Source organism: Desulfobacter sp. UBA2225, from assembly GCF_002348205.1.
In the GTDB taxonomy this organism is placed as follows: domain Bacteria; phylum Desulfobacterota; class Desulfobacteria; order Desulfobacterales; family Desulfobacteraceae; genus Desulfobacter; species Desulfobacter postgatei.
This window is the reverse complement of record NZ_DDYV01000218.1, coordinates 1-11259: the sequence shown is the minus strand read 5'-3', so window position 1 is coordinate 11259 and position 11259 is coordinate 1. Positions and strand designations below refer to the sequence as shown.

Here is an 11259-nt window from a genome sequence, read left to right as displayed (position 1 = left end):
AATCAAAGGCCTTTAAGCGGTCTTTAATTATAGGGGAAACCAGCAGCCGGACATTGGGGTCCTCAGGGGGCTGGCAGGGTGGTGCTGGTTTGGCCGGCTTGGATTGCCTGGATAGTTGGGGCAGTTGAGACGGCTTTGCCTTTTCCCGGGGCTGGGACGCAGGCGGTGTTTTTTGTTTACCCTTTAAAAAAGTAAGGGCATCCAGGATGTCCGAATCGCATTTGTCGGTTTGTGCAATTTTTTCCAGTCGATGCAAGGCTTTGTTCGTGCCGATACGTTCCATGGCCGTAACCGCTTCCCTGCGCAGTTCAGAATCATCATAGAAAACAAATTCCGCCAGGTCATCAACGAGAAATTCCATGCCAAGTCTGCCGGCGGCCCGGAAAATCTCCTTGAGCAGGGCCTTGTCTGTCTCTTTGCTCAAAATATGTTTGATTAAATGGGTTATGGGGCCGGGATGATCCGGATTGGTGTGGTTGATCAGGATCATGGAAAATTTAAAATTAATATGTGCCCTGTCCATGGTGAGTTGATACAGACGTGGGCGAAGGGGGTGGGTGGGCCCCATGGTGTTCATAAGAAAGGATAAAATATCATAGGCAACATTGTCCGGGGCCGGGGCAAGCCGTTCAATCATGGCCTGCTGCTGGTCTTCATCAAGGCTTAAAATCTGTGACAGGGTATCTGAATTTATCTCCTCTGTTTTGATTATCCTTTCAAATTCCGACATAAATGACGCCATAGCTATTCTCCTTATGAGTCATATCCTTTGGGGTTTTTCTGTTGCCAGTGCCATGCATCTTTGCACATATCCTCAATGTCCAGGACGGCTTTCCAGCCAAGTTCGCGCTCTGCTTTAGACGGGTCGGCCCAGCATGCGGCAATGTCGCCAGGCCTGCGGGGGGCTATTTGGTACGGGATGTTTTGTCCGCAGGCCTTTTCAAACCCTTTGATCATCTCAATCACCGAATATCCCCGGCCGGTGCCAAGGTTGTAAATACCTACGCCGGTCGTTTCCATGAGCCTGGGAAGGCAGCAGATATGTCCTTTGGCAAGGTCGGTGACGTGGATGAAATCCCGGACACCCGTGCCGTCGGGGGTATCGTAATCATCTCCGAAAACATTGACCCGGGGCAATTGCCCTATGGCCACCCGGGCCACATAAGGCATCAGATTGTTGGGAATCTCCCTGGGATCTTCGCCAATATNNATCAGTTTGGTTCTGCCGTAGGGGTTGGTTACGGACAAAGGAAAGTCTTCGGTAATGGGCAGGCTTGCCGGGTTGCCGTAAACCGTGGCGGATGAGGAAAAGACAATGGCGGTTACCCCCGATTTTTCCATGGCAGCAATCAGGTTCAGGGTGCCGGTGATATTGTTGTGGTAATAGCGCAGGGGCTGCGAAACCGATTCCCCCACAGCCTTAAGCCCTGCAAAGTGGATCACGGCTTCAATATCTTGATGGGCCTTGAACACTGCCTGAATCCCTGTTTCATCCAGCAAATCTGTTTGGAAAAATGCAAGATCTTTTCCCGTAATGTTTTTGACCCGGTCAAGAGCCTTGGCGGAGGAGTTGACAAGATTATCGAGTACCACCACGTCATGGCCCTGGTTCAACAGTTCAACGCAGGTATGGCTGCCGATATATCCGGCACCGCCAGTGACAAGAATTTTCATTGGAATTCCTTATAAGATCTGAACGTTATCTTTAATAAATCTGAGGTCCAAAGCGAATGTGACAAAAGCATAGTATGTTACAAATGAATCAAAAAGGCAAGTTCCAGGCATTGACACGCAATAATGTGTGGTTAACTTTTTTAATACAGGCAACAGCCTGGTAATCCATACACTGAAAAAAGGAGTATTTTTAATGATTGCACTTTCAGATGCTGCAAAAACGCAGATTGATGCCTATTTTGAGGGGAAAGAACCCACCCCCATCCGGATTTTTCTCAACTCAGGCGGCTGAGCGGGCCCGTCTCTTGCAATGGCTCTGGATGAGCCTAAGGACACCGACGACCTCTTTGACGTTAAAGGGCTTAAATTCGTAGTAGACAAAGAGTTTATGGAAAGAGCACAGACGATTGAAATTGATTTCAACGGTATGGGCTTCAGCCTTAATTCCGGCCTTGATCTGGGCCAGGGAGGCAAATGCGGGGGATGCTCAGGCGGAACCTGCGGGTAAACCAGACCACGCCATGGCTGTTATTGAAAAGGCGTCTTTGCAAAAAAAGCAAAAGACGCCTTTTTAGTCTTTTAATTTTTCCTAATCGTTTGTGTTATGCCGGATGGGACCTGTAAGCAGGATGGGGGGCGCCTCCAACTTGTCTGCGGCCATAAGGCTCACCACCCGCTTAAAGGCGGTTATGATCATCATCTGCTCCCAGTCTTCAATATCGGAAAATTGCTGTGTGAATGTCTCCTGGAGCAGAGGCGGCAGGTTTTTGATGATATCCTGACCCTTTTCCGTGAGAAAAAGACTGACAGCCCGCCTGTCATCCTCTCTTTTTTTTCTGGCTATGTATCCCCGGGTCTCAAGGCGCTTGGTGATATCTGTTACGGTTGCCTGGCTTAAGCTTGTGGCCCGGGATAACGGAGTAATGGAAATATGGCCATGGGCGGAAATTTCCTGGAGTACAATAAGCTGGGGGCCTGTCAGACCAAATTCTTTGTTCAGCTTTCTGGAATGAATGTCAACAGCCTGGATGATTTTACGAATTGATATCAAAAGGGTTTGACATCTTTGCTTGCTGAGTTCTGTTACGGCCATGATTATTTGAATTATGCCTGTGTTCTTTATTATTATTAATGGTTTGATGATATTCAGTTTTTAAATTTTAAGGTGGTATTGTATACTATTGTCCGGCTGGGAGGCAAGCACCAATGGTTTTCAGCAATTCTAAATATGAAACTTTTTAGTTGAAAAATTCGCACAAAGACACAAAGCTTTTTATTCAACTTTGTGACGCTTTGTGCGAGAATAAATTTATGTCAATTTTTCGGGGAAATGCCATGGAACAACAGGTTAAAGAAGTGATTTTGAACAGATGTGCTGCTGTCTGCGCCGTCATGGTCATTGTCCTTGTCTGTATTGCAGGGTGCGGCGGAGCAAAAGAAAAGAAGGATACGGATCTGGTCCCCGGTAACTGGATTTACTACCGGAACCGCACCTATATTCTCACCGCCATGGATATGAAAGGCACGTGGACATCTTCGGTCAGAATTGCAGATGTGACCTCTAAAATTGTTGATTCCAGGGGAACGGCCGGCGGGACCTGGCATTTGGACAAAGGACAGCTCATTTTTACCGTCGAGACGTCAGATATCGAAGATGTCTGGAAAAAGAATGACACCCGTTTTTACAAGGTGCTTGAACTCAGCAAGCATCTCATGGTCCTTGAGGGCGAAAACGGTCGTAAGGAGGAATGGAAGAAAACAGTGCCCCAGAAGGGAAAAGAGGGTTCAGGTGCTCTTAATCCGATTGTTTCCATGGCGCCGTATGCTGTTAATCTGGACAAACATTCATCCAATGTTCAGGATCGCTACCTGTGTCTGAGCATGCATTTGGAACTTATGGAACTGATGCCGGAGCAGCCGGTGCCCCAATTTCATCCCCGGGCCAGGGATGCCGCCATCATCTATCTGTCTTCTTTGACCTATGATGATGTCTCTGATTTTGATCGCATCAAGATTCAGAAAGAAAAGGTCAAGGATGTACTCAACCCCTATATGGAAGCGTTGATTAAAGAAGTTGTCATTGACCATGTGGTTATCGCCGTTTCCGCAGCCAAGGTGGAGGAATTTATGATTGAACACAGGGCTGCACCAAGCAAGGAAGAGCCGGTTGAAGGAGAAGGGGCAGGGACCGGTGAAGAAGGCGCAGAAAAAGAGAACCCAAAGGCATCCTGACAGGCAGGCAATCACTCTTCCTTTGGTTTTATGACCAGTACGGCGCCGGACTTAAGACTGATTTTGGCCTCATCCTGTGTGAAAACATTGCTGATACCCATGGTCGAACCCATGCAAAGGGTTTGATCCGTCAAGGGATACTCCAGTCCCTCCAGGGTCAGTCCTTTAACATGGTCTGATACCGGGATGACGGACAATAGGTCGCCGGGACGGCCCATGAGTGTCAGGCCGGAAACAACAACATGAATATCATTATATGCATCTAAGATCGTGGTCGGGATCCCCTGGTCTGCAAGTCTGCGCAGAAGGAAAATATTTGCCAGGGTATGGTCAAGCCGGGTGCTGGTGGCACCCATAATGAGAAGGTCGGTGCATCCATGGTCAATGGCATATGCCATGCACAATTCCATATCTGTCTGGTCTTTGCGTACCGGATGCTTTAAAATTTTAACCTGTTTTTCTTTATAAAATAAAAGGATCTCTGTGGGAATGGAATCAAGGTCGCCGATGATAATCCCGGGAATAATGCCCATGTGGTGAAGATGAACTGCCCCGCCGTCTGCGGCAATAACCATATCCGCTTGTTGTATCCGGGGTAAAAGCCCGTCCGGCTCAGACAGGGTTCCGTTTGCTACAATGACTGTTTTCATAATTCTACGTTCATATCAGAAAAATAATATAATGCAAACAATAGTAATTGACACAATGTCCAGAAGTTCATATTTTCCAAGCCAATGAAGGTTTTCAAACGTATACATACCTATCTTTTTTTTGAGCTGATCCCGCCGTTTGCCATAAGCACCTTTTTTCTGACCTCGGTGTTTTTGATGACCCGGATTCCGGATATCACGAATATGGTGGTTAACTACAACTCCAATATCACGGATATCCTGCTTTTGATATCCTATACCCTGCCGCGGTTCATGGAGTTTACCATTCCCATGTCGGTCATGATTTCGGTGCTTTTGACTATGATGCGCATGTCAGGGGACAATGAAATAATCGCCCTGAAAGGGGCGGGAATGTCTTTGTACAAACTTTTGCCGCCCGTACTTATCTTCAGTGTGATTACCCTTTTAATCACCATGTGGGTCACGGTTTACGGGATTCCCAATGGTAAACTGGCCCTGAAGGTGAAAACCATAGAACTTGCCAGGTCCAGTATTGACGCAGCACTTCAGGAGCGCCAGTTCAACAGTCAGCTGAATGGAATCATGATTTACGTGGCCCATGTGGATATGGGCACCCGGGATTTGACGGACGTATTCATTGAGGACCGCAGGACTGCCGACATGGTTTCTATCTCAACCGCTCCCAGGGGACGCCTGGTGCGCCAGGGAGACCAGGATGTATACACCATCCGTTTGTATGACGGCATGATCAACCAGGTTAATGTTCAGAATCATTCCGTAACCAATATCAACTTCGGGCACTATGACATCAATGTCGACCTGACTGCCATGCAACAACATAAGTCCACGGAAGTGACAAAGGATTTTGATGAAATGGGCCTTCATGAACTGCTCCAGCGTATCAAAATCGGTTTTAAAAAACCTGAAATGGATAGGGAAGCACGTCTGGTTTTGCATGAAAAATTTTCCATTCCCTTTGCTTGTCTTGCTTTGGGGGTGTTGGCATTTCCTTTGGGTGTTCAGTCCATATCCTTAAGAAAATCAAGCGGCTTTGGAATGGGAATCGGTTTTTTCCTGCTTTACTATCTCCTGCTGGCCTTTGGCTGGTCCGGCGGGGAGGCCGGCCGTTATCCGCCGGTCATTGCCATGTGGCTGCCCAATGTGGTCATGGGGGGGGCGGGCATTTTTCTTTTGATCCGTAATGCCAAGGAGCAGCCCGTACATCTGCCCCGTTGGATGCAAAATCTTGCCGCAACGGTCGTGGCCTGTTTCAGGAAAAGTATAAAATCGTGATTAAATGCCTGCACAAATACTGGCTTAAAGAGTTTATCCGGATTTTCATTATTATCCAGGCATTGGTTATTATACTGTTTGTTTTTATTGATTACCTGTCCCATATGGATAGAATGCTTGAATACGATGTGTCTTTTGCCAGGGGCCTTTGGTATGTGGTGCTTAAGCTGCCGTATATGTTTGTTCAGTTCACTCCGGCAGGACTGCTTCTTGCCGTTATTTCCGTGTTTGGTATTATGAATCGGAATGAAGAGCTTACGGCGTTAAGGTCTTCGGGGATCTCTGTGTATTTTCTGGTCAAGCCCGCTATTGGGGTCGGATGTCTTTCGGCCCTGTTGATGCTGTTTTTGGGTGAAACCCTGATTCCCGTGTCCATGGCCCGCTCCAACCACATTCGTTACCATGAGATGGTTGAAAACAAAGGGGTGGTTCATAGTCGAAAAGACTTCTGGATCCGTTCGGATAAAATGCTTGTGCATATTAATTTTTTTGACCCGGTGCAAAAGACGGTGGCCGGCATCACATGCACCACCATGGGCGCAGGCTTCAAGATCGCCTCGCGTATTGATGCGGCAAAAGGGTATTATGACAACGGCCAATGGATTCTGGAAGATGTCACTGAACAGGTGTATGACCCCAAAATCGAAGACTATCAGGTGACCGCAAAGCCCAGCAAGGTCATAACCCTTGATTTGAACCCTGACGACCTTGGCCTCGTGGCCCAGAAGACCAACGAAATGAGTTATACCGAGCTTAGAGGGTATGTGGAAAAAGTAACGGCCGAAGGGTATGACGCCACCACTTATAAGGTGGATATGTACGGGAAGCTGGCCTTTCCCTTTATCTGTGTGATCATGGCGTTGACAGGGGCTGCCACGGGCATGAGGCGTTTTGTGAAAACCAATCTGCCCGTGGGCATTGCCGTGGGCATGGGATTTTGTTTTCTGTACTGGTTTGTATTCGGGTTTACGGCCTCTTTGGGCTACGCAAAGATCCTGCCGCCGGTGGTGGCCGCCTGGGTGGGCAACCTGGTTTTTCTATGCCTGGGGTCTATCTATCTGATTCAGACGGAATAATGCCGGTTTCATGATTTTTTTTTACCATATCATCACCCTGGGTGTACTCTTTTTGTGCCTGCCTTTTTTGCCGATTGCCTGGATGTTTTCGGCCAAACGGCGGGCCAATCTATTACAACGCCTGGGCTTGTTTACCCGGATTCCTAAGAAAGAAGCCAATACGCACAGAATCTGGGTTCATGCCCTGTCCGTGGGAGAAGTGAACTCAAGTCTGCCCCTGGTAACCGCGTTTAGAAAAAAATATCCGACCCACCATATTATTTTTACGGCATCCACCAAAACCGGATTTGAGCGGGCCCTTGCGCTGATGCACCCGGGCCGGGCCGATTCCCCGGTCACGACGGCAGGCTATTTCCCCTTTGATATTTGGTTTGCAGTGATGCGGGTGGCCTCACGCATTTCACCGGACCTTGTTTGTCTGGTGGAAACGGATTTGTGGCCCGGTTTTTTGTCTGTCATGCATCAACGCAAAATTCCAGTGGTCCTTGTGAATGCACGATTGTCCCCACGCTCTTTAAAGGGGTATCAGTGTATTGGGCCGTTCTCCAAACTGTTTTTTTCAACGCTTTCCTGTGTTTTGGCCCAAACCCGGCAGGACGCTTTGGGCTTTGAACAGCTTGGTGTGCCCGGGAAGCGTATTCAGGTCACCGGCAATATCAAGTTTGATCAGCCCTGTCCTCTTTTATCCCGGGAAGCGGTTTCAACCCTGGTCCGGAATCTGGGATTTCACACGGGTGACCGGATAATGGTGGCCGGTTCCACCCATCCCGGTGAAGAACCCATGGTGGTCCGGGCGTTTATCCAGGCAAGACGGACAGCCCCCGAACTTAAACTTGTTATTGCCCCCCGGGATCCGGGCAGGTGTACCGCTTTGTTCAGGGAATTGCCCATAGCCGGGTTCAGGGTTGCATGCTACCTGGATCCGCTTGAACGCAAGCAAGGTGCAGATATTATGTTTCTCAACACCATCGGTATTCTGGCCAACGCCTATGCGCTTTGTACAGTTGCCTTTGTGGGTGGATCCCTGGTGGCCCAGGGCGGGCATAACCTTCTGGAACCGGCCATGTTCGGCAAACCGGTTCTTTTTGGGCCCCATATGACGGACTTTCGTGAAATGGCCCAATTGTTTATTCAGGGCAAAGGCGGCATCCTGGTTGAAGACGAAAAAGCCCTGGCCGGTGAACTGGAACAATTGCTGCGCAATCCTGACCATTGCAGCCGCACCGGACACAATGCCCGGCAAATCTTTAACGGCAACGCAGGGGCGATAGATGCCTGTTTAAGCCGGATGGAGGCGTTTCTTGATTAAAGCCTGGCTGGACCGGATAGAAAAACGGGTATTGCAGACCATGGAAAACCCTGCTCCCTTTTCGCCTTGTTCCTTTGATCAGGTGCTGGCCGGCTGTGCAAGTCTGTACAAAGCCTGCGTGAGGGTGCGTTATGCCATGTATGGGACCGGTTTTCTGAAATCCAGGCGCCTTGATTGCCCTGTAATTTCCATTGGCAACCTGGCTGTGGGCGGATCGGGTAAGACACCCATGGCAATCTGGGTGGCCAGGATGCTGGTGGAAAAAGGGTTGCGTCCCGTGGTGATCAGCCGGGGCTACAGGGGGGCACTTGAAAAAGAGGCTGCTGTGGTATCGGACGGCCGGCAGGTGTTTCTGGATGCAAAAACCTGCGGTGATGAACCTTATATGATGGCCATGGAAAAAGCCTTTCCCGTAGCGGTGGGAAAAGACCGGTATAAGGCGGGCCTTATGGCTTTGGAACTCTTTGCACCGGATGTGATCATTCTTGATGACGGATTCCAGCACCTGAAATTGCGCCGGGACCTCAATCTGGTGCTTCTAGACTACAGGCAGCCTTTGGGGAACGGACGCATGCTCCCGGCAGGACGGTTGCGTGAAACGCTTGGTATGGCAAAGAATAGAATTGATGGCATTGTGTTCACCCGGTGTCCCCCGGATGTATTTCAATTGGACACGTTTCAGGGATCAGAGAGTCAATCCGCTGCAAACGACATCAGTGAAAAATTGCCGTCTGTGCCGGTTTTTTTCTGCACACATGAACCCTTTGTGGCGCAATTATTTCCGGCCGGGAGCGATAATGACACAACGGATTTCCACTCCTGTGTTTTGAAGGAAAAAAAAGCTCTTCTGTTTTCAGGCCTGGCCCGGAACGCGTCCTTTGCACACTCCGTGCGGGATCTGGGGGTAAACATTTCCGACCACCTTGAATTTTGCGACCATTGCAGGTATAACGGGCCTGATTTTAAACGGATTCTGGACCGGGCTAGGGCGTTGAATGTGGATTTGATCCTGACAACCCGGAAAGACTGGGTAAAGGTAACCCCGGCATACTTCAGGGATGTGACGGTTGCTGTCATTGATATTCGGTTGCGTTTTTCCAATTCCCAAGACCTGGAAAAATTTATTTTGGACAATAGGTTTGGCAGGCCGCAACGTCAGGGTTGTCCATAATAATTTAATCGGAATGAATGTATGAATGATGATCAGATTTATCGGTTGTTGCGTCTTCTGGTGCTGGCCCTGGGCAGACTGCCCATTTGGCTGGCTGATTTTTGTGCCCACTTTTTAGGCCTGCTCTGGTTCAAAATTGACGCAAGACATCGAAAAATCACCCTGGAGAATCTTACCCGGGCCTTTGGCGATCATATGACGCCGGGTCAGATCAAAATACTTGGCAAACAGGTGTTTAAAAATATTGTGACCATTGTGTTCGAATTTGCATGGACCCTGAAATTTGACCGGGATACATTTTTAAGTCATTTCACCATCAAAGGGGTGGAATATATCAAAGCGGCCCATGCCAGGGGCAAAGGGGTCATCGGATTGTTGTGTCACCTGGGGAATTTTGAAATGCTCATCGCCGGCATAGAGCCGGTGGGGGTCAAGGGGTATGCCATCTATAGAAAATTAGATTTTAAGCCCCTGGAGCGGCTGATCCGGGAAAATCGCAGCCGGTTTAACCTGGAAGTGATCCCCAAGGGAAAGAGCTCTAAAACAGCTGAAGCCATATTGAACCAAGGTCAAATCGTAGGGTCCCTTCTGGATCAGAGTGTGGACTGGTACATGGGCCCGTTTGTGGATTTTTTTGGGGCACCGGCCTGTACCCACAGGGGCTTTGCCAAGCTGGCACTGAAAACCAAGGCGCCTGTGTTACCCATATATACGGTGCGTAAAAACCGGCATTTCACTGTGGAGTTCCTGCCTGAAATTCCCTTGGTGGAAACCGGGGACCCCATCAAGGATATTGAGATTAATACCCAGAACTATACATCGGCTATCGAGTCCCTGGTCAGAAAATATCCGGACCAGTATTTCTGGGTCCACAATCGCTGGAAAACCAAAAACTATTGCCCCTGGCCTAAAACAGATGACTGAAATCCGATTGAAAGACAGCAGCCGGGCACACATCCTGATCCGGGCCGCCAACTGGGTGGGAGATGCCGTTATGACCACCCCGGTGGTCCGGGCTGTGCGCTCAAATTTTCCCAGGGCCAGAATCACGGTGCTGGCCAAACCCTGGGTGGTACCGGTGTATCAGAACAACCCCCATGTTGACCATGTTATGGTGTATGAAAATCAGGGACGCCACAAAATGGGTTTAGGGACCCTCAGGCTGGCCAAAGATATGCGGTTTCAAAGATTTGATCTGGCCATTCTGATGCAGAATGCGTTTGAGGCCGCACTGTTGGCATTCCTGGCCCGGATTCCCGAACGTTTGGGCTACAACACCGATGCCCGGGCCATGCTGCTCAACCGGTGCATCAAGATGGATCCTGCCCTGAAGAAAGGTCATCTCATTGATTATTACCTGGCCATTTTAAGCTCGGCAGGCCTTGACATTGCGGGCAGGGAGCTGGAGCTTTACCCGGATCCTCGGGACAGGGAATGGGTCCAACGATTTCTTGATGAACAGGCATTGTCGGGTCCGGGCCGCCCCGTGCTGGGCATCAATCCCGGGGCCACCGGGGGGACCGCCAAACGCTGGTTTCCTGAACGGTACGCGCAACTTGCCTCAGGACTGGCAGCGCGCCACCGGACCCGGGTCATTATTTTCGGCGGGCCCGCAGACCGGGAGCTCGGAGATGAAATCTGCGCCATGGCCCACGGGGCCTGCATCAACATGGCGGGCAGAACCAGCCTCTCCAAAGCCTTTGCCCTGATCGGTGCGTTAACCCTTTTTGTGACCAATGATTCCGGCCTGATGCATGTTGCCGCCGCCCTGAATGTAAATCAGGTGGCCGTGATCGGTTCCACCGACCATATTGCCACAGCCCCTGCAAATAAAAACAGTGTTATGGTCAGGCAGTCGGTTCCCTGCAGTCC

General features: G+C 49.6%; 12 protein-coding genes. 8 read left to right on the top strand and 4 right to left on the bottom strand.

What is annotated here, in order from left to right; genetic code table 11:
- Nucleotides 1-742: HEAT repeat domain-containing protein (locus B3D59_RS10995; protein WP_286819772.1), on the bottom strand; the 742-nt coding region annotated here is incomplete at its 3' end.
- Between the two features lie 11 nt (nt 743-753).
- Complete coding sequence (locus tag B3D59_RS10990; protein WP_286819771.1) at nt 754-1674, bottom strand: NAD-dependent epimerase/dehydratase family protein; 921 nt, start codon at nt 1672-1674, stop codon at nt 754-756.
- Between the two features lie 193 nt (nt 1675-1867).
- Between B3D59_RS10990 and B3D59_RS18325 the strand changes: the two genes are divergently transcribed.
- Nucleotides 1868-2182: an IscA/HesB family protein gene (locus B3D59_RS18325; RefSeq protein ID WP_349676887.1), complete on the top strand. Its 315-nt coding sequence runs from the start codon at nt 1868-1870 to the stop codon at nt 2180-2182.
- 81 nt (nt 2183-2263) lie between these two features.
- Here B3D59_RS18325 and B3D59_RS10980 read toward each other — a convergent pair whose 3' ends face one another.
- Nucleotides 2264-2767 (bottom strand): MarR family winged helix-turn-helix transcriptional regulator, encoded by a 504-nt coding sequence (locus B3D59_RS10980; protein ID WP_286819769.1) that lies wholly within the window; start codon nt 2765-2767, stop codon nt 2264-2266.
- Nucleotides 2768-3009: 242 nt separating this feature from the next.
- Between B3D59_RS10980 and B3D59_RS10975 the strand changes: the two genes are divergently transcribed.
- Nucleotides 3010-3906: a flagellar basal body-associated FliL family protein gene (locus tag B3D59_RS10975; protein ID WP_286819768.1), complete on the top strand. Its 897-nt coding sequence runs from the start codon at nt 3010-3012 to the stop codon at nt 3904-3906.
- An 11-nt stretch (nt 3907-3917) separates the two neighbouring features.
- Here the strand turns inward: B3D59_RS10975 and B3D59_RS10970 are convergent, their stop codons facing one another.
- On the bottom strand, nt 3918-4556 hold the full coding sequence (locus B3D59_RS10970) for a thiamine diphosphokinase (RefSeq protein WP_286819767.1): 639 nt from the start codon (nt 4554-4556) through the stop codon (nt 3918-3920).
- A gap of 84 nt (nt 4557-4640) precedes the next feature.
- On the opposite strand from B3D59_RS10970, the gene lptF reads away from it, so the two are divergent.
- The 6 genes from lptF to waaF all read left to right on the top strand — a co-directional run.
- Nucleotides 4641-5831: an LPS export ABC transporter permease LptF gene (gene lptF, locus B3D59_RS10965; protein WP_286819766.1), complete on the top strand. Its 1191-nt coding sequence runs from the start codon at nt 4641-4643 to the stop codon at nt 5829-5831.
- Nucleotides 5828-6907 (top strand): LPS export ABC transporter permease LptG, encoded by a 1080-nt coding sequence (gene lptG, locus B3D59_RS10960; protein WP_286819765.1) that lies wholly within the window; start codon nt 5828-5830, stop codon nt 6905-6907. The genes lptF and lptG overlap by 4 nt, the downstream gene beginning before the upstream one ends.
- 10 nt (nt 6908-6917) lie before the next feature.
- The gene (locus tag B3D59_RS10955; RefSeq protein ID WP_286819764.1) at nt 6918-8216 is read left to right on the top strand and encodes a 3-deoxy-D-manno-octulosonic acid transferase; all 1299 of its coding nucleotides are present in this window, start codon (nt 6918-6920) and stop codon (nt 8214-8216) included.
- Nucleotides 8209-9387 carry a tetraacyldisaccharide 4'-kinase gene (lpxK, locus tag B3D59_RS10950; RefSeq protein ID WP_286819763.1) on the top strand — a complete coding sequence of 393 codons (1179 nt, stop codon included), beginning with the start codon at nt 8209-8211 and terminating at the stop codon, nt 9385-9387. The genes B3D59_RS10955 and lpxK overlap by 8 nt, the downstream gene beginning before the upstream one ends.
- Nucleotides 9388-9408: 21 nt before the next feature.
- A complete protein-coding gene (locus B3D59_RS10945; protein ID WP_286819762.1) occupies nt 9409-10311 on the top strand; it encodes a lysophospholipid acyltransferase family protein in 903 nt (300 codons plus the stop codon).
- On the top strand, nt 10304-11259 hold a 956-nt coding region (gene waaF / locus B3D59_RS10940; protein WP_286819761.1), incomplete at its 3' end, for a lipopolysaccharide heptosyltransferase II. The genes B3D59_RS10945 and waaF, both read left to right, overlap by 8 nt.